This window comes from Mesorhizobium sp. LSJC269B00, from assembly GCF_000502815.1.
Classification (GTDB): domain Bacteria; phylum Pseudomonadota; class Alphaproteobacteria; order Rhizobiales; family Rhizobiaceae; genus Mesorhizobium.
In genome coordinates, this window is sequence record NZ_AYVN01000002.1 from 170,501 (window position 1) to 188,971 (window position 18,471).

The window sequence follows — 18,471 nt, forward strand, 5'->3', positions numbered from 1 at the left end:
TGTGGCATGCTTGGAGTTTCGCTAGCCGAGACGGCGGCCGCCTGGCCGCTTACGCGCACCTGACAAGCGAATATGTTCCGGAACATTTTCTCCACGTTGAAGTTGGACAGCGCCAGGACCGTCGTTCGTCCAAGCTCAACCAGCGCTGAGAAATTCCATGACCAACCAACACCCCAAGACTAAACAGCCCACGGACAAGGATCTGCGAGACAACCCGGGAATCGGCACCTCGAAGGGCGCGGTCAAGGGCGGCGATATGCTCGACGAGAGCGATGCTCTCGATGGGGACAATACGTTCGAAGGCGATGTCGAGAACGACGTCACGCCTCAGGGCGGCATCAACCCTGACCAGACCGGACGCACGAACAAGTAGGAGGCACCTTGCCATGGCCGGCCGGAAGACCCACGAGCAGCAGCTGCGCATCATCGAAAAGCGCGAGAACTCCAGCAATGCCGGCGACGATTTCAATGCCGAGGATGAGCTGAAGAGATCCAAGCAGGAGCGCGAGGCGCGGCAAGACGGCGCCAATCTGCGCGACGAGGGCGTGGAATTGACCGACAAGGACGATCGCCAGATGATCCGCGGCGAAAACCAGGAGAGCGAGCACCACAAGCGCAGGCAGGACGACTAAGCCTGCCGTCTTTTTAAAGCTATCGAGGAGCCATGCCAGACTACCGGCACGCCAGGCACCGCATGGTCGAAGCGCACATCGCCCGCCGCGGTGTGCGCGACGAACGAGTCCTTTCGCCACTGAGGCGGAATCCCGCGCGGGAAATTCGTCTGCGAAGACGCGACCTGAACATCGGCCAGCTCTGCCGCGAGCGCTTTTGGCGATCAGGCAGCCTCGGCCACTACGTGCAATCCTCGGCCTCGCAACAGTTCGATGCCTTCGTCTGGTTCGATCGCACCTCGCCTGTTCAGCCGCTGACTGCCGAACACGCCTCATCGAGTGGTAATACCTGACACGTTTCGCTTGGGCACCTGAGTAGGCGGCCTTGCCTTCGGGCACGGAACATCTCACCGACTTTCTGGTTAGGCAGGCCGGATGAAGGGAGCTTTGCGCATGGCCACTAATTTGGAAGACGGCAAGACCGCTCAATCTTCCGACGAGTTGCATGGCGGCAATCGCGGCGGCAACAAAGACCAGCGTAAGACTGACAAGACCGCGAACAAGAGCAGCCAGGCGGCGGGATCCGCATCGCGGTAGGACTGAGACATGCCGACCGCCGCGGACATCCTCATCGAGACGCTGATCGACTGGAACGTCGATATCATCTTTGGCCTGCCGGGCGATGGCATCAATGGCATCATGGAGGCGCTGCGCAGGCGGCAGGACCGTATCCGCTTCATTCAGGTGCGGCACGAGGAATCCGCGGCGTTCATGGCGTGCGCCTACTCAAAATGGACAGGCAAGCTCGGTGTCTGCCTCGCAACTTCCGGCCCTGGCGGCACACACCTCCTGACGGGACTCTACGATGCCAAGCTCGACCAAGCGCCGGTGCTCGCCATTACCGGCATGCAGTTCCACGACCTCATCGAGACCTTCACCCAGCAGGATGTCGACTTGACGCGCGTCTTCAGCGATGTCGCCGTCTTCAACGCGCAGGTCTCCGACGCGGCGCATATGGAAAGCCTGGCCGGTCTCGCCTGCAGGTCGGCGCTGGCACGTCGCGGTGTTGCGCATCTCTCGATCGCCAGCGATGTGCAGGAGCACACGCTCGACCAGGCCAAGCGCTCGAAGCGCAACAAACCGTCGCATACGCCGGATCGTTGGTTCGAAGGAAGCAGGCTTCCCGACGAAGAACAACTTGCGAAAGCCGCCGAGTTCCTGAACGGCGCGACGAAGGTCGCTATCCTCGCCGGTCGGGGCGCGCTTGGTGCCAGGCACGAGTTGGAAGAGACGGCGGAGCTGCTTGGTGCCCCCGTCGCAAAGGCCTTGCTCGGTAAGGCTGCCTTGCCCGACGATCACCCGCTGACGACTGGCGGCATCGGAATTCTCGGGACGCGGCCGTCGCAGGAAATCATGGAGGAATGTGACGCGCTGCTCGTCGTCGGCTCGACCTTTCCCTACATCGAATACTACCCGAAGCCGGGACAGGCGCGCGGGGTGCAGATCGAGCGCGACCCGCAGCGCATCGGCCTGCGCTATCCCGTTGAGGCCGGCCTTGCCGGCGATGCCGCCGTGACGCTGCGATTGCTGAACAAGCGCCTGAAGCGCAAGGATGATCGCAGCTTCCTCGAGAAGGCGCAGGCGGGCATGCGACGCTGGCGCGAGATGATGGCGCAGTCGGAGCAAAAGGCCGCCACTTCGCTCAAGCCCCAGGTGGTTACACGCGCATTTGGGAAACGATTGCCCGATGATGCGATCCTGGTTGCCGATTCCGGCCAGAACACCGAGATGGCGGCCCGCCATATCGAGCTGCGTGACGGGCAGGCCTTCGGCGTCTCGGGCGCGCTGGCCTCGATGGCATGCGGACTGCCCTATGCGATCGCCGCGGGCCTGGCCTTTCCCGGCCGGCCGGTCTTCGCGGTCGTCGGCGACGGCGGTCTCGCGATGCAACTCGGCGAGTTCTCGACGGCAGTTCGGTACCGGGTCCCACTCAAGGTGCTCGTGCTCAAGAACGGCATGCTCAATCAGATCGCCTGGGAGCAGATGATGTTCCTCGGTAACCCGCAATTCGCCTGCGAACTCCAGCCCATCGACTTCGCCATGGCCGCCGAAGCCATGGGCGGCATTGGCTACAGCGTCTCTCGCTCCGAGGAGGTGGAAGGCGTTCTCGACGCTGCCCTGGCTGCTGAGGGTCCGGTGGTCATCGAGGCCGTGGTCGACCCGTACGAACCGATGATGCCACCGAAGATGCCGCCGGATTATGCGAAAAATTTCCGCAAGGCGCTACCGGATACCCCCGGACGCGCGGAAATCGAGGCGAATGTGGCGCAAGAGCCGCTGAGGTCGATGATTACCGCTGGCGAGAAAGAATGACGAGCCACGCAAGAAGGAGCACGAGTTGAAGAAGACGGACAGCGGCACCGCAAATCGCGGTTCGCCGGACCTCATGGGCGGCGACCAAGCGTGCGAGTCCGAGGAATGGGGCGGTGGCTCGAAAGCCGCCAAGGGACCGATCACGGAACCGGATCGACACAACCGCAACTCCAGCCAAAAAAGGAGCTGACATGCAGGATGCCCAGCAGAAATATCCTCGGCCGCCGCTTCCCGAACAGCAGCAGGACATGCCCGGCTACACCGACGAGATGGATCCACGGCCCGACCACGGAGAGGAGAGCTATCGCGGCAGCGGTAAGCTGACGGACCGCGTCGCGCTGATCACCGGCGCGGACTCGGGCATCGGCCGGGCGGTGGCTATCGCGTTTGCACGCGAAGGCGCCGACGTCATCATCTCCTATCTTGAAGAGGACGAAGATGCGCAGGAGACGGCGCGCTTGGTCGAGGAAGCGGGGCGCAAGGCGGTGCTCGCACCCGGCGACATCTCGGACGAAATCTTCGCGCGGTCGCTTGTGCAGCGAGCTATCGATGAATGCGGGCGCCTGGACATCCTCGTCAACAATGCAGCCCACCAGGCGTCGTTCGAGAAGCTGGAGGACATCAGCGCGGAGGAATGGGATCTCACCTTTCGCACCAATGTCTATGCGATGTTCTATCTGTCCCAGGAAGCAGTGAAGCACATGGAACCCGGCTCGACCATCATCAACACATCCTCAATCAACGCGACCAGTCCCTCGCCGGCACTGCTTGCCTACGCCACTACCAAAGGAGCGATCGCCAACTTCACCGCCGGACTTGCAGGTCTGGTAGCTGAACGCGGCATTCGGGTAAACGCGGTCGCTCCCGGGCCGATTTGGACGCCGCTGATCCCGTCGACAATGCCCTCTGAGAAGGTCAAGGAGTTCGGCAAGAACACGCCGCTCAAGCGTCCCGGGCAACCGGCAGAGCTTGCAGCGACCTATGTGCTGCTTGCCTCGGAAGGATCGAGCTACACCACCGGCGCACTCTACGAGGTCACCGGCGGACGGCCGATGCTTTGAGCGAGCGTACCTGCCAGCTCCACGGCGCCCACTCCCCGTAGCACACCGACATGTGGCGAGGCTCATGCCGATCACGATCGCGGACAACCGCCACGTCCGCAAACTGGTCGAGGCGGATGCCGAAGCCTCCCACCAGACCCTGAACCGGAGGTTGGTAGACGGGAAGCTGATTTCATTCCGGGTTCAACCGGAGCGTCAGGTTTCGGGGGGGCAAACGCTGGGTGAATGTCCCTGATAGGCGCATTGCAGCCATGCCGCCGTCGCGTTGTGAGACTGATTTGGCGGCCAGCAAAACAGCAGCCTCTACGACTCGTCCCTCTCATCGCGCAAATTAGACACAACGCGGCGGTTCTGCGACCTGCAGGCGGAGTCGGGGCAGTCGCGGACGAGCCTGTCCTTGCCGTAGCCCTTGGCCCACATGCGGTTCCGGTCTATGCCGCCGGCGGCGAGGTAGTCCATCACCGCATCGGCGCGCTGCTGCGACAGCGCCGTTTCACTTGCGCCGGGATCGTCGGCGAAACCCTGCAGCTTGAGCAGCCAGCGCGGATGCTTTGTCAACCAGGCGATCTGGGTGTCGAGGGTGGCCTTGGCGACAGAATCGAGCGCGGCCGAACCTTTCGTGAAATAGGTGCGGCGGCCGACATTGAGGATAAAATCCTCCTCGCTTCCCGGCTGCACGTTCTGGAAGCCGGCAATCTCGGCGTTGGTGACGTCAGGCGTGGACGGGGCCAGCGTGTTGCTGGTCGAGCAGGATGCGGCCACAACCAGCAGGCCGGCTGCGAGCAGCCGGCACGTGTTTTCAATCATGCGGTTCATGATGCGCCAATCATTCGACAGTGGTGGAAGCGGGCGCCTGGTCGGCGATGTGCGGCAGGACCTCCACCGCGGTGCCGATCGGGCACCGCTGGTAGAGGTCGATGATGTCCTCGGGGAACATGCGGATGCAGCCGCTGGAAGCGTCGGTGCCGATGCTCCATGGCTCCAGCGTGCCATGCAGGCGGTAGCCGATGTCGGCGCCGTCGCGGTACAGATAGAGCGCGCGCGGCCCGAGCGGATTGTTGGACGCGCCGCCTGCGATCATGGGCGGCAGGTCCGGTTTGCGCTCACGCATTTCGGGGGGCGGGACCCATTGCGGCCACAGCGCGCGGCGATCGATCGTCGCGCGGCCGTACCATTTGAAGCCTTCCTTGCCGACGCCGACGCCGTAGCGGATGGCAGTCTTGTTTTCCATGATGAGGTAGAGGAAGTGGTGGCGGGTATCGACCACGACGGTGCCGACCGGCTCGCTGCTGAAATACTTGACGATCTGGCGATGCCATCTCTTGTCGATCTTGGCGAAGTTGGTCTTGCGATAGACGAAATCGTTATCGCTTGCGGTACCGGCGAAAAAGGATTTTGCCGCCGCGGCTTGAACAATATTGCCGGTTCCACCGACCGCGACCAGCGCCAGACCGCCGAGCACGACACCCCTGCGTGATAAAACCATCGGCAATCCCCCATGCCTTAAGCCTGGCGAACCATAGTTGAGAATGATTTCGGCTCAAAGTGGAAAAATGCTGCAGTGGGTGGGCCGCAAGCGGTCTGTCCTCTTGACGGCAAAATAGCGGCTGCCCGCCGGCTCACGCCGGCGGTTTTTTTGCGCGGACGGGAACATCCTCGCTCCAAGGGTGTTCTGTCACACCCGGCTCGTTCTTCATCGGTCGTGCCGGTGACCAAGATGTCCCCTCATTCATCATGGTCGGCCCGCGCAGCCTTGACCGCACGCGCGGGCCATCCCATCACAAGGCCCGCTGGCTCAAGCTGGCGGGTTTTTCCGCGTCCATGCGCCGACACTCATCTTCGCATGCCTGTCACAACGAGCCAGGCGGATTCCAGTATCCGCACGCGGCGAGGAAGACTTGCGACATGCCTCGCTGCGGGATTTTCGCGATGAGTCTACCTGGCTCCCGCTGAACGCCATGGCCTGACCACCGGGCGCGTTGGACGACCTTCAAGTCGAAAAAGCCCGCGGCAATCGCACCTTAGGCGAAGAGGCTTTGTTTTGTTGATGCAGTTGTCATCGCATCAATCGTGGGTAGCAACGCGGTTGTTGCGTGTTGTTGGAGAGATGGGGTTTCCCGAAAAGAATGAACATGCGCAGACAAAAGAAGCGAGCAGGATGGCCGTGAGTACATCTGCCAAATATCTATTACCTTATATGCGCTCGCTCCTCGGAAGGCGATCCCGCCACCCTCTCGACAGTGAAGATGGCGGGATCTCAACCGGCGACAAGGGACTTCGATCGACGGTGGGTTTCCAATTCTGCGTCCGGCTGCGTGTTCCGCCGTTCGGGCTTCTTCCAACCGCAATCAGACGCAAGTCCTATCCCATAAGACTGATGGCCAAATTCGGAACATCCGCTGAAGCATTGCGTTCGGCAGCCTGAAACCCCAAGGCAAAGGATGACTAATCATGTCGAATTGCGAGACTGCAAAATCACATTCGTTAGGAAATCGCGTGGCTGATCTCACAGCCAAGATGCGTGAAGCGCAGATTGACGCGGGTGAAATGATGGCCTTCCACAAGGTTGCAACTATGTTGGAGGACAGCCAAGGACGTATCAATGGCGACGACTTGATCGCCGCATCCTTCGTTCTGCTGGAAGACCGAGCGCCCGAGTGACCTTGCGTTGGTCGGCTTCGATCGTTCCTCGATCAGCAATGCGAAGCCTTTTTTGTCACGGCTGGCGTCTCGCGGGACTGCGGGAATAGCTCAAGCCTAAAGGGTGCTGGCCGGGCGCCTAACAGCCAAGAGACACCGCTTCGGGATCGGCCGCCACGCGCCCGCTTTGTCCGAGGGAGGGCATTCCCTTTGAAGACAGCTACGGCCTGTCCTCGCTATCAGTGCCATGCATGCTGGAGCCATGCATGAAGGACTGGATCTCGTTCACATCGATCTTGCCATCACCATTCTCGTCAACGCTACTGAACATCCTGCCCACCGCGCGTTGAACCTCGTCCTCGGACACCGATCCGTCGCCATCGGTGTCCAACAGCCCGAACATCAGTCGCATGCCGGCACCGCGCATCATCTGATGATGCCAGCGTCCAGCCATTCTGTGTCCACGATCGCGGTCACCGTGGTTCTGCCAACGGTCGCCATCTTCATCGTGGCGGTCAGCATCCTCGTTGCGATCGCCTTGATAGTTGCGACTATCTTCCTCGCGGAAACCCTCTTCGGAACCGCGATCCTGCTGCAGTCGGTCACGGACAGCTTGCTCAACCATCTGGCGGATCATTTCGCGTGTTGGTCCATCCGCTTGTCCGGTCGCATCCGGCAACTGTCCGGCGGTCGGCGGTTCGGTTGCCGGAGCGGGTGCAGGTGTCGAGGGTGATGGTGTTCCGCTTGTCTGGGCGAGTGCGGGGGAGGTCAGGGCAATGAAAACGGCGGCCGCGGCCGTCGTGCTGTGTGGAAATCTCATGGCATGCTCCATCAGTGCTTTCGCTTGAAGGCCAAACTGGAGCTCGATCTGATTGTTCCCCGAAGGGGATCAGGTCACGGCGAAGTTACAGGGCATGCCCCCCGTCTGAGGTAGATCAGGGTCTTCGTCAGGGAATAATTTCGGCTCTTCTTCCCTAGGCACAAGAGGAAGCCGGCGCCCATTTTTGCGGGCAATGAACGTTGGACATTCGGCCTCGCCAATTTTCTGCCAGTCGATCATACCGACGCACCAATTCCCTCTGCGTCCTCTCCTTTCGTGGGACGGAAGCCGTTTCGACCGCACGCCGTCAATCGCGAATCCCGCGTCCATATGCTGCGCGGCCATGATTCATATTTTTTATGTCACGGACCTCTGTCCGTCTGGACACCATGTTAGCCAGCGCTAAATCAGAGCAATGCGACGCCTCCTGCTGGGACTTACAGTTTTTCTCTTTTGGACCACGTTGCTTCAGGCCGAGGCGTGGCAGCCCTTCGGCGTCCGACAGCTTGGCTTTAGTTTCGATATTCCTCCGAATTTCGTCCTGACCCAGAATTCGCAGCAGGGCGCGGCTTTTCAGGGCCCAAGAGACGCGTTTCTGGTCGTTTGGGGCGCGCGACTGGGCAAAGCAAGTTTTCGCGCCGAGATTGAACATCGCATGATCGAGGACGAAAAGGCCGGTTGGCGACTGACCTATCGGCGCCTAGCCCCGAAATGGGCCAGCTACTCCGGGGTCAAGAATGGCGAGATTCGCTACGTCCGTGCAATTATGGTCTGCAACCAGCGTGCCGCGCTTTTCACAATGAATTATCGGAAATCCGAAAAGAAACCGTATGACCCTGTTGTTGTGCGCATGGTCCGGTCCCTGAGAGCGGAAGGATGTTAGCCAGCAAAAGGCGAGGTTGCCGTGCTGTGCTTCCCTCGGCTAAGGGCCCAGTGGTCAACCCGGCTCCCCAATAGCCCCGCCCAGTCACATGAAAGCAGGCACCGGCAGATATGCGGCCGAACGTTCTCACGCTGGCTCAGCCGCTCAAAGCCCATCACCGAAAAGCTGCTTAGTGCGGTCGCCAGCTAGAGCTACCACTGAGCCATTCCCGCTGCGGCTGGGTAGCGCCTCAGTTCCGTACGCGTTCATACCAAGAACGGGCGGGGCGAACGTCCTGATAGAGCTACGGCTGTAGAAGCGCGCCGCCAAACTGCGCCCACAAGCGCTCGCACTCTCTCGCCCTTAGGCTCGGGGTACCGGGCGCGCCATAGAAGAACCATGGCGCCGCGAATGTCGTATCCAAGCACCGAGGCGTTGGCCACGAACTGGATGGCTCTTCCCAAGCTGGTGATGCCGATGTCGACCTCAGCTTTGTTGGTGAGGTCGACCACGCCTACTATTTCCGCATTGGCGCTCCTGCCCGCCAAAACGGCCGTCGACATCGCATCATGCACGGCAAGAAGCACTTCGGTGAGTTGCCCGGTGGAAGGGCTCTACAAACGCTTAAACGTCAGGTTTGTTCCCAACTGGCCTTGGCGGCTTTCCGACGACCAAGAATGCGACTGCGATTACGCTCAATAGAATCACTGCGAACAGGATTGCCATGATTTCCGCGCACTGTATCGGATCACTCCGCGGCGAAGAAAACCCCGCAACATATCTCAGATAGCGGCGGGTGTTCGGCTGTAAGAACCAAACTGGGTCCCGCGGCCTCTCATGTGCGCGTAGTTGACATCGTCTGCTGGACCGAACGGTCAAGCCGAAGAGCCCAGTTCCTCTCAGCATCGAGCAGTTCATTCTGCTCAATCAAGCCATTCATAAACAGCCTGAGTATATGCGCAGCTATGCGCTCTCCGTTCTGCGAAGCAAGAGGTAGGGCGCGCTCTTTGCAGACCGTGTGACAAACCTGGGCGAGCATCTCAATCTCGCTTGGCCCCAAAAACCGACCCGGATACAACATACCGTTTTCCTGTTGGAGAGTTGGAATGGCTATCCATTACGCAGGGTCACCGGCAGCCACAATCAACTATGATAGTGAGATGTCGAGTCCCGGTGGAAAAAACAGTGAGGTCCCAAAAGCGGTCGCGCTTGTCTCCGGTTGACAGATGCCTCGACGCTACACCGACCAGCGCTACCGCACCCGCTTAATCGACGCGGCTTTGCAAAGGCCTATGACCAGTTCGCTACCAGCTGCCGGACCGCCCAGGCGAGCATGCCGCCGGCCATTACCGAAAGCGCGATGTCGTGGATGAGGCAGCCTTTTCCGTATACATCCAGTTGTTACGCTGCGCATCTGCTTCGGTTCGAAAACTCGCCGCGAGCCTGGCGTGCTCGCGTGTCCGGGCCGAAAACGCCTTCACAGCCCACATGTTGATAACGACATCGATGAGGCTGCCGCCGATCTCGTTGGCATAGGATGCTTCCCGGCAAGGGCATCGACCAATGCCCCGGGGCCGACCAGCACGAACCTGCGGGGGCTTTCCCGGAACAAAGCGTCGACGATCCGGTTCGGCAGGGAAGCGGCCAAAATTCATGCCATCGGAGATGCCGAGGCAGATGACAGATGAAAGGGAAGCTGAAGATGACGAAGTCTCGCGACCGCACCGTTCCCGGCGACGGCAAGATCGAAACCGGCCCGAACACATCTCCGCAACAGGATCCGGCAGAGGGGTCGCGCGAGACAATCGATCGCGAACTCGAGCGGACAGACGACGATAATAATTCCGACGAAGCGGAACGCTTGCGCCGAGACCTGCGGAAAGGGGTGGCGGAAGAGACCGAGCTTCCCGAACGCGGCTCGGCCTGAGGATCGCCGGAACCTTGCCAAGGCAAGAGACATGGAAGGCTCGACGCCGGTCGGATCGCTGCTTGCTTCGTGCCTTTAACGCACCGGCCACACAACCCATGCGCGGCGGTGACCCAGGAGACGGCGAGAACGGCCGCGCGACGGTCCACTCTGTTCCAGCAAACTCGGCTCGCCGAGAGCTACCACCTCTGGCGTTAGGGCCTGACGAGATGCCACCTGTCCAGGTCGCATGCCGCCAGGGTTCCGCAATCTCTATCAGGCTGCGCCGGCCTTCTGGCTGCGCTGCGAGCGGGCACGGTCGCGGGCTGCGGCAGTGCCTCCGGGAAAGCCGCTTCGATCGCTGTAGTCGCGTGGCTTGGTCCCCCTCCGAGAGTGGCGCGCGGTCACGCTTTTCGCACCGATGATGTCGAGCAATGTGATGCCGGCGACCATCGCAAGCGCAAGGCCCACATTATCGCGCTTTGGGTTGCCATGCCGATACGCTGTCAGCAATGTCGCGATATCCAGGCCGTCGCCGGCCACCCGGCTCCACAGCCCCGCTTGCTTGTCCACTGAAAGCGAGAGTATGCCGCTGCTTATTTCCCGCGCCCCATAAGCGCGGATCAGATCTTCCTTGCCGCGCATGCCGAGCGCGCCGGCAATCCGCTCGGCGCCAACCAACTCGGCGACGCCAAGCGCGATGCTGAACCAGCCGAGCTTGCGGGCAAGGCCATCGGAGGCCCCGACCGCACTCTGCCCAGTCTTCAGCACTTTGGGATCGCCAGGCGATCGGGTGATGTTGGTAAGTTTGGCAATCACGTTCATGACGATTTCCCTACGGTTTCAGTACAACCTTGATGCAGCTGTCCTGCTTGTCGCGAAACACCTTGTACATCTCGGGTCCCTGCTCGAGCCCCACGGTATGGGTGATGACGAAGGATGGGTCGATCTGGCCATCTTCGATGCGGCGCAACAGATCCTCGGTCCAACGGTTGACATGGGTCTGCCCCATTCGGAAGGTGAGCCCCTTGTTCATTGCCTGTCCCATCGGAATCTTGTCGACCAGCCCGCTGTAGACGCCGGGGATCGAGATCACGCCGGCCGGCCGGCAGACATAGATCATCTCACGCAAAACGTGCGGTCGATCATTTTCCATCAGCATCAACTGCTTTGCGCGATCGTACACGGTATCGGGCTGGGCCAGCGAGACGTGGCTTTCCATGCCGACGCAATCGATGCACTTCTCCGGGCCCTTTCCGCCGGTGAGTTCCCGCAGTCGTTCGACGACACTTTCCTCGGCGAAATTGATGGCGATGGCGCCGCCGGCCGCGGCCATGGAAAGCCGTTCCGGCAAGCAATCGATCGCCACCACCTGTTTCGCGCCGAGCAGCAGGGCGCTGCGTATGGCCATCTGCCCGACTGGGCCGCAGCCCCACACCGCAACCGTATCGGTAGGCTCAATGTCGCACTGTGCCGCCGCCTGCCAGCCGGTAGGAAAAATATCGCCGAGGAAGAGAACCTGCTCGTCGGTAAGGCTGTCAGGCACCTTTACGTGCGTGGCATCGGCGAACGGCACACGCATGTATTCCGCCTGTCCCCCGGGATAGCCGCCGGTCAAATGAGTGTAGCCGAACAGACCCGCGGTGGTGTGCCCGAACACCTTGTCACCGAGATTCTTCTTGCGGTTTGTGCGTTCGCAAACCGAAAAGTTCTGTCGCTTGCACTGGTCGCACTCACCGCAGATTATGGTGAACGGCACGACGATGCGGTCTCCCTCCTTCAGAGCGCCGTTGACGCCCTTGCCGACCTCGACGACCTCTCCCATCATCTCGTGGCCCATGATGTCGCCGGGCAGCATGGCTGGCACATAGTTGTGGTAGAGGTGAAGGTCGGAGCCGCATATGGCACAACTCGTCACCTTGATGATCGCGTCACGTTCATCCTCAATTTCCGGGTCCGAAACCTGATCGCAGCGTATGTCTTCCTTGCCGTGCCAGACCAACGCTCGCATAGCTTGCTCCTATTTTCGCAAGATCTGTGGGTAGGGACCTCGCGCCTGTCCTAAGCGGGCCGATGCCTGGTTGGATCGACTGTGCCGCTGCTTGTCGAACCACAGGGGCGGACCGATGTTCCGGGAGCTCGAGAGAATTTTTGGGCCATTCCAGACCCGCACCTTGGAAGGATCTGTCGCGGGCACCAGCGGCCTTCGCGGGCGCGTCGGGGCACGAACCGCCGGAGCCCGAGCCACGAATGGACGTACTCAAGTGTACCAAAGAAGGTCCGTCCGCAGGTGTCCCTTCGCGGCGATCGACACCTCATCTGCTCGATTCTCGCGGCCATAACCGGCATTCTCTTCCTCGCCCTCACAGGTCGGCCGAGGCGCTCAAGGGTCAGCGCTGTGACCGGAGCAGGTAGGAGATGCCGCTCACCGGCGGGCGCGCAGCCCGACCGACGCGATCGACATGAGGTGGATGGGCGCCATCGCGACGGCGGCTCTAGCGGAGTATTTCGCAGAAATACAATGATTAGCGGGCAGGGCGGACTGCTAGCCGTGCGCAGCGATGAACATGGCGACGGCCGACCGGCAATAGGATTCGATTTCGTTGTCGTCCGCTGCTCTCGCGTCGTCGAAGCGTGCGATAATCAAAAGATCGGATCCTTTGAAAAGCGCGGCAAACAAGCGGGCGGACCGGAGAGGATCGGGCACGTTCAGAACCGCCTTCGCGTGCAACTGACGCAACAGGACCTCGATTTGGGCGATGACATGGGCGGGGCCGGCTTCGAAATGGAGCTTGCTTAACGACCTTGGATTCGTCTGGTCGGCCATGACCATGGCTTCGACACTGCGGACATCTGATCTCAACAGCGTCCGAAGCAGGGATGATCCCACCGCCATGAGCTGATCTTCGACCGAACCGCCGACGCCTTCAAGAAGGGCCAGTGGCGCAAACAACTGATGGCAGCCGGCCGAGATGGCCGCGCTGAACAGCGCCTCCTTGTTCTCGAAATGCCGATAGATGCTGAGCTTGGATATCTTCGCCCGCTGGGCGACCTTGTCCAATGTGGTCGCTTGAAAACCCAATTCCACAAAGAGTTCGGACGCAGCGTCGAGTATCGTTTGGCCAAGCGCCTCGTTGGCGGGCCGGCCGCGCCGGCCCTGGCTATTTTCGGTCACGACAATTCCAGTCCTTGACAGTATCCAAATTCTCGGATTACGATACCATGTAGTTTCTGAAATGCGCAAGCCGATGGGTAGGTTTCAACCAGGTCCAACCAGCCCCTCATCCACAACACGGAGCCCATCATGGATGACGTCATCATCATCGGCGGCAGCTTTGCCGGTCTCGCCGGCGCCCTGCAACTCGGCCGTGCCCGCCGTAAGGTCACCGTTCTCGATACCGGCCTGCCGCGCAACCGCTTCGCCGGCCACTCGCATGGCCTGCTCGGCCACGATCACAAGCCACCGCTGGACATCCTGGCCGAGGCGCGGCGGCAGCTGGCGCGCTATCCCACGATCAAGCTGGTCAATGCCCGGGCCGACAGCCTCTCCGGGGCCATCGACGATTTCTCCGTCCTCACTGGCGATGGCGGAAGCCTCGGCGCGCGCCGGCTGATCCTGAGCTATGGCGTCGCCGACCAGATGCCTGATGTTCCGGGCTTTGCCGAAGGTTGGGGCACGTCCATCGTGCCCTGCCCCTATTGCGACGGCTTTGAAGTCGCCGGCCAGCATTGGGGCCTCGTCTGGTCCGGCCCACAGTCGACGAATCAGGTCAGGCTGTTCCACGATTGGACCGACAGGTTGACGGTCTTCGCTGATGGTCACGACATTCCGCCCGATATCCGGGCCGGTCTGGCGCGCCGCAACATACCTGTCGTCGACGGCCGGATCAGCGAGATCGCCCATCACGGGGGGCATAACGCCACCGTCAAGCTCGATACCGGCCCCAAGGTCGCGGTCGACATCCTGTTCGCGCATCCGCGCAACAAGCCGTCCGCAAGCCTGCATGAATCACTGGGCCTCGCCACGGTCGATACGCCCCTCGGCGTAATCCTCAAGGTCGACGAGCGCCGCGAAACCAGCATGCCCGGCATCTACGCCGCGGGCGACCTCGCCAACCCCCTCACGCCGCCATCGGTCACCCTGGCAATATCGCACGGCGCGACGGCGGGCATCTTCGCCCAGCAGTCGATGCTGGTGTGAGAGCGCAGATTCCCTTCTCCGGGGTGCCGCGGGCTATCATATTCTGAAGGTTGCGGGCCGGTGTTGCGGAACGTCGGCCCGCTCTCCGCTGAAGGGCGTCTTTGGCCGGCCAGCCTTGAGAACTCAACTGGGCTGCCTGCATGACGGCGATCGCCGACATCGGTTATCAAGCTCAATCACGCTGGAAAGCATGAACCACGTCGACGTCGACATCGCCGGCGGGCTTACGGTATGGCGACCGGTGGCGGAAGATTTGCCACCGCTGTCGGCACCTCGATGCTGCGACGCTACTTTGAAGAACGGTCGCGCCCAGCAGCGCTTCTGGCGGAAGTCTCAGGCGGCCACGACGCGGGCCAGCAGTGACGCGGCCTCGGTACCAGCCAAGCCAAGGTCACGGACGCTGCTCATGTGATTGGCCCCACCAAGGGTGGTGCACGAAACAGTCAGTCCCTGTGTGTCAAGGTGGTCCGTGAAGAGTGCGGCCTGGCTGTGGAACGGCGGCGTTTCATCGGCGCCGACCGAGATATCTACGCCCACGGATGGATCGAAACTGTGGTCGATCGGCGAGAATCGGCGGGCCTCCTCGTCGGTGATCGCGATCTCCGCGGCAAGGAACGACATCTGCAATGGCTTCAGGTCGTAAAGGCCGCCAAGCAGCAGCGCAGCTTTGATGCCGGAAGGCCGCTCGTCACCGTCGAAAAGCATTGTTGCCAGATGCGCACCGGCGGAATGACCGCTAACGGTCAGCAGGCCGGGATTGCCGCCATGGTGTGCGACATTGTCAAATACCCATCGCTTGGCGCGGCGCACCTGGTCGACGATCCTGGCCATCCTGACGGTCGGCATCAGCGCGTAGTCGACAATGACCGCGATCGCGCCTGCGTTCGTAACGGTCTCGGCGACGTAGGAATAGTCGCGCTTGGAGAACATGCGCCAATAGCCCCCGTGGATGAACATGTGCACCGGCAGGCGGTCCCGTTTGCCCTCGGGAAAGAACAGATCCATGGTTTCGGTGGCGTCAGCCCCGTAGGCGACATCGGCGACCATGGGAACGTTCGCCCTGGTCTCCTCGCTTCTGCGAACGATCTCGGCGACCATGTCGTCGAACTCGACCACATGATCGCGAATGCGAAACGGATCTTTGGCGGGATGTCCGCTCACAGGGTCACGGCGATGTACTTGGCCTCCATGAACTCGGCAACGCCATGCTTCTGGCCGCCTTCTCGCCCCAACCCGCTTTGCTTGACTCCGCCGAAGGGCGCCGCCGGATCCGACATCAGGCCGCGGTTGAGCGCGATCATGCCCGACTCGATCTTCGATGCCACGCGCATTCCTCTGGCCAGGTCGCGCGTGTAGATGTAGGCCGCGAGACCGTATTCTGTGTCGTTGGCCTTGGCGATGACCTCCGCCTCGCTGTCGAAGCGACTGATCGGCGCCACGGGACCGAAGATCTCCTCGTGAGCCATGGCAACGTCGGCCGGCACGTCCTTGAGCACCGTTGGCGGATAGAAAAAGCCTCTGCCTTCAGATACGCCGCCACCACACAGGATTTTGGCGCCGCGGGCAACGGCGTCCTGCACAAGCCGGTCGATCTTGTGCACAGCCTTCCTGGTGATCATCGGCCCGCATTCTGTGTCTGAGTCTGTGCCCGGGCCCACGTTGAGTGCCGCCATGCGTTTGCTCAAGCCTTCCGCGAAAGCATCATGGATGCCGGCCTGGACGTAAAGCCGGTTGGCGGCCGTGCAGGCTTCGCCGGCGTTGCGCATCTTGGCAACCATCGCACCGTCGAGGGCTGCTTCCAGGTCGGCGTCGTCGAAGACGATGAAGGGTGCGTTGCCGCCAAGCTCCATGGAACAGGAAATGACGTGCTTTGCGGCTTCGGCCAGCAGCACGCGGCCGACGCCGGTCGAGCCGGTGAAGGACAGCTTTCGCACGCGCGGATCGGCCAGCATGGCCGCCGTCACCGGCCCGGGGGTCGAGGTCGTCAGCACGTTGACGACGCCGGGCGGCACGCCGGCCTCCTCGTAGAGCGCCGCAAGCGCATAGGCCGTCAGCGGCGTCTCGCTGGCGGGCTTCAGGATCACCGTGCAGCCGGCCGCGAGCGCCGGAGCGATTTTGCGTGTCGCCATGGCAGCCGGGAAATTCCATGGGGTGATGAGCACGCAAATGCCGATGGGCTGGTAGTCGACAATGATCCGGTTCGCGCCCGAGGGCGCAAGGCCGAACTCGCCGTTGATGCGGACCGCTTCCTCGGCGTTCCAGCGAAAGAACTCCGCCGCATAGGCGACTTCGCCGCGCGCATCGCGCAGCGCCTTGCCGTTCTCCAGCGAGATCAGCGCGGCCAACGTCTCCGCCCGTTCCGTCATCAGTTCGAAGCAGCGTCGCAGGATTTCCGATCGCCTGCGTGGCGGGGTCTCGCGCCAGCCGGCCGCCGCCTTCGCGGCAGCGTCGACGGCGGCGGCGGCATCAGTGAGCGTTGCATCGGGAACCGCAGCGATCACGGCTTCAGTCGAGGGATCGACCACTTCGATCACGCGGCCCTCCGATGAGGGCCGCCAGCGTCCGCCAATGTAGAGACCGTGCGAGACCGTGGCGTAGTCGAACATATCTTGATCCTCGTCGGATATGCCTGCGGCGATGTTCATTTTGGATGAGCTCCTGGTCGATCACATCGTGGTGGCGGACATGTCGCCGTCATAAGCAGCCCTGACCAGCTGTCGCATCGCGGTAAGGTCGAACGGGCGGGGATTGTTCTTGATCAACCGGTCGATGCCCAGCGCCTGCTCAGCCGTCCAGTCGATCTTGTCTTCGGGAAGACCCAGTTCGGCCAATGTCGGTGTGATGCCGATGGCGCCAAACAGCCGGCTCACCTCACGGATGGTGGCGTGCGCCAAGGCATCGGCGTCGCCGCCGCCCTGATGGGAAAGGCCGAGAGCAGTGCCGACTTCCGCAATCTCCGCGGCTGCTGCGGCCAGATTGTAGGTCATCACGTAGGGCAGCATCGTGGCCACTCCCAGGCCATGCGGGGTGTGGGTAAGCGCGCCAACGGGATACTGCACCGCATGGGCGGCGGCCGTTCCCGCCGTACCGAAGGCGCAACCGGCGGCCAGCGCTCCCATCATGACGTCGGCGCGCGCATCCTCGTCCGATCCGTCGCGATATGCCTTTTCCAGACTGCGGCCGAGCAGCCTGATGGCCAGAAGCGCGAAATGATCGGTCAGAGCGCTCTTGCCGATGAACACGTGCTGTTGCGGCAAATGAGGGTCGGCGCCGCGTTTGGCCGCTGTGAAGGCCTCGATTGCGTGCGTCAGCGCGTCGGCGCCGGCGATCGCCGTCAAGGATGGTGGACAGGTCACCGTCAGATCCGGATCGCAAAGCGCCACTGCCGCGATGAGATGCGGACTGGCGATACCCACTTTCAGCGTCCGATCCGGGTCGGAGATCACGGCGACGGGGGTCACCTCGGAGCCTGTTCCAGCCGTCGTCGGCACTGCGATCACCGGAAGGGTAGGGCCGGGTACCTTGAACTCGCCATAGTAGTCCTCGAGCTTGCCGCCGTGGCTGAGCAGAAGTGCAGCGCATTTGGCCATATCGAGGCAGCTGCCGCCCCCGATGCCGATCACCATGTCCGGCTTGAAATCTTTCGCTTGCACAATGCAGGCGGCGACGCTGTCGCGCGGCACATCCGGCAGCGTTCGGTCGAAGACCAACGTCTCGATCGCCGCGTTGTGCAAGCCAGCGAGAATCTCGGCGAACTGCGACGTCGCCGCGAAGCGCTCATCGGTACAGACGAACGCGCGGCGCCCATATTTGGCGGCGATGGAAGGCAGGACATGGCGCTGGCCTTTGCCGAACAGAATCTCGCTCGGCAGGCGCGCCGCTGCAAACAAGCTCATGTACAAGATCCTGCGAAGACGGGTTGGAAGCCGACAGGCTTGGCTTCGTGCCAGAGGCCGACCTCGGCGCTGCAGGTCATGATCATGCGATGCCCTCTAAT

General features: G+C 61.9%; 21 protein-coding genes. 12 read left to right on the top strand and 9 right to left on the bottom strand.

The features are described 5' to 3' along the window. Positions 1-157 precede the first annotated feature (157 nt). The 8 genes from X771_RS159525 (at position 158) to X771_RS1000000167925 (ending at position 4,280) form a co-directional block, all read left to right on the top strand. Positions 158-373: a hypothetical protein gene (locus X771_RS159525; RefSeq protein WP_023686879.1), complete on the top strand. Its 216-nt coding sequence runs from the start codon at positions 158-160 to the stop codon at positions 371-373. A gap of 13 nt (positions 374-386) precedes the next feature. After that, complete coding sequence (locus tag X771_RS159520) at positions 387-632, top strand: hypothetical protein (protein WP_023686880.1); 246 nt, start codon at positions 387-389, stop codon at positions 630-632. A gap of 32 nt (positions 633-664) precedes the next feature. Beyond that, a complete protein-coding gene (locus X771_RS1000000169090) occupies positions 665-964 on the top strand; it encodes a hypothetical protein (protein WP_245262521.1) in 300 nt (99 codons plus the stop codon). Positions 965-1,046: 82 nt separating this feature from the next. After that, positions 1,047-1,208: a hypothetical protein gene (locus X771_RS1000000168695; protein ID WP_023667760.1), complete on the top strand. Its 162-nt coding sequence runs from the start codon at positions 1,047-1,049 to the stop codon at positions 1,206-1,208. Between the two features lie 9 nt (positions 1,209-1,217). Beyond that, a complete protein-coding gene (locus tag X771_RS159510; protein ID WP_023686883.1) occupies positions 1,218-2,984 on the top strand; it encodes a thiamine pyrophosphate-dependent enzyme in 1,767 nt (588 codons plus the stop codon). A gap of 25 nt (positions 2,985-3,009) precedes the next feature. Next, the gene (locus tag X771_RS1000000168700; RefSeq protein ID WP_023686884.1) at positions 3,010-3,174 is read left to right on the top strand and encodes a hypothetical protein; all 165 of its coding nucleotides are present in this window, start codon (positions 3,010-3,012) and stop codon (positions 3,172-3,174) included. Between the two features lies 1 nt (position 3,175). Continuing rightward, complete coding sequence (locus X771_RS159505; RefSeq protein ID WP_023686885.1) at positions 3,176-4,045, top strand: SDR family oxidoreductase; 870 nt, start codon at positions 3,176-3,178, stop codon at positions 4,043-4,045. A gap of 64 nt (positions 4,046-4,109) precedes the next feature. After that, positions 4,110-4,280 carry a hypothetical protein gene (locus X771_RS1000000167925; RefSeq protein WP_023686886.1) on the top strand — a complete coding sequence of 57 codons (171 nt, stop codon included), beginning with the start codon at positions 4,110-4,112 and terminating at the stop codon, positions 4,278-4,280. A gap of 68 nt (positions 4,281-4,348) precedes the next feature. Here X771_RS1000000167925 and X771_RS159500 read toward each other — a convergent pair whose 3' ends face one another. Further along, a complete protein-coding gene (locus X771_RS159500; protein ID WP_023686887.1) occupies positions 4,349-4,861 on the bottom strand; it encodes an OmpA family protein in 513 nt (170 codons plus the stop codon). Between the two features lie 10 nt (positions 4,862-4,871). Continuing rightward, a complete protein-coding gene (locus X771_RS159495; protein WP_023686888.1) occupies positions 4,872-5,531 on the bottom strand; it encodes a L,D-transpeptidase in 660 nt (219 codons plus the stop codon). Positions 5,532-6,541: 1,010 nt separating this feature from the next. On the opposite strand from X771_RS159495, the gene X771_RS159490 reads away from it, so the two are divergent. Beyond that, positions 6,542-6,706, top strand: coding sequence for a hypothetical protein (locus X771_RS159490; protein WP_023667766.1), 165 nt, complete (start codon positions 6,542-6,544; stop codon positions 6,704-6,706). A gap of 199 nt (positions 6,707-6,905) precedes the next feature. Here X771_RS159490 and X771_RS0133375 read toward each other — a convergent pair whose 3' ends face one another. Further along, positions 6,906-7,505 carry an EF-hand domain-containing protein gene (locus X771_RS0133375; protein WP_031202448.1) on the bottom strand — a complete coding sequence of 200 codons (600 nt, stop codon included), beginning with the start codon at positions 7,503-7,505 and terminating at the stop codon, positions 6,906-6,908. Positions 7,506-7,920: 415 nt separating this feature from the next. On the opposite strand from X771_RS0133375, the gene X771_RS159485 reads away from it, so the two are divergent. After that, the gene (locus tag X771_RS159485) at positions 7,921-8,388 is read left to right on the top strand and encodes a hypothetical protein (protein WP_023686891.1); all 468 of its coding nucleotides are present in this window, start codon (positions 7,921-7,923) and stop codon (positions 8,386-8,388) included. A 1,681-nt stretch (positions 8,389-10,069) separates the two neighbouring features. Further along, positions 10,070-10,294 carry a hypothetical protein gene (locus X771_RS159470; protein ID WP_155922421.1) on the top strand — a complete coding sequence of 75 codons (225 nt, stop codon included), beginning with the start codon at positions 10,070-10,072 and terminating at the stop codon, positions 10,292-10,294. 255 nt (positions 10,295-10,549) lie between these two features. Here X771_RS159470 and X771_RS159465 read toward each other — a convergent pair whose 3' ends face one another. The 3 genes from X771_RS159465 to X771_RS159455 all read right to left on the bottom strand — a co-directional run bounded on the left by X771_RS159465 (position 10,550) and on the right by X771_RS159455 (position 13,448). Beyond that, on the bottom strand, positions 10,550-11,098 hold the full coding sequence (locus tag X771_RS159465) for a hypothetical protein (RefSeq protein ID WP_023686894.1): 549 nt from the start codon (positions 11,096-11,098) through the stop codon (positions 10,550-10,552). Between the two features lie 10 nt (positions 11,099-11,108). After that, complete coding sequence (locus X771_RS159460; RefSeq protein WP_023682758.1) at positions 11,109-12,284, bottom strand: zinc-dependent alcohol dehydrogenase; 1,176 nt, start codon at positions 12,282-12,284, stop codon at positions 11,109-11,111. Between the two features lie 534 nt (positions 12,285-12,818). After that, complete coding sequence (locus X771_RS159455; RefSeq protein WP_023686895.1) at positions 12,819-13,448, bottom strand: TetR/AcrR family transcriptional regulator; 630 nt, start codon at positions 13,446-13,448, stop codon at positions 12,819-12,821. A gap of 129 nt (positions 13,449-13,577) precedes the next feature. Here X771_RS159455 and X771_RS159450 point away from each other — a divergent pair, with 129 nt between their 5' ends. Beyond that, positions 13,578-14,474, top strand: coding sequence for an NAD(P)/FAD-dependent oxidoreductase (locus X771_RS159450; protein ID WP_023686896.1), 897 nt, complete (start codon positions 13,578-13,580; stop codon positions 14,472-14,474). 333 nt (positions 14,475-14,807) lie between these two features. Here the strand turns inward: X771_RS159450 and X771_RS159445 are convergent, their stop codons facing one another. From X771_RS159445 to X771_RS159435, 3 genes are read right to left on the bottom strand one after another with little or no spacing between them, the layout of a single operon-like run. Beyond that, entirely contained in the window at positions 14,808-15,590 is a 783-nt protein-coding gene (locus X771_RS159445) for an alpha/beta hydrolase (protein WP_348524257.1), read from the bottom strand. 41 nt (positions 15,591-15,631) lie between these two features. Continuing rightward, on the bottom strand, positions 15,632-17,080 hold the full coding sequence (locus X771_RS159440; RefSeq protein WP_245262531.1) for an NAD-dependent succinate-semialdehyde dehydrogenase: 1,449 nt from the start codon (positions 17,078-17,080) through the stop codon (positions 15,632-15,634). A gap of 60 nt (positions 17,081-17,140) precedes the next feature. Continuing rightward, entirely contained in the window at positions 17,141-18,370 is a 1,230-nt protein-coding gene (locus tag X771_RS159435) for an iron-containing alcohol dehydrogenase (RefSeq protein WP_023686900.1), read from the bottom strand. Between the last annotated feature and the right edge of the window lie 101 nt (positions 18,371-18,471).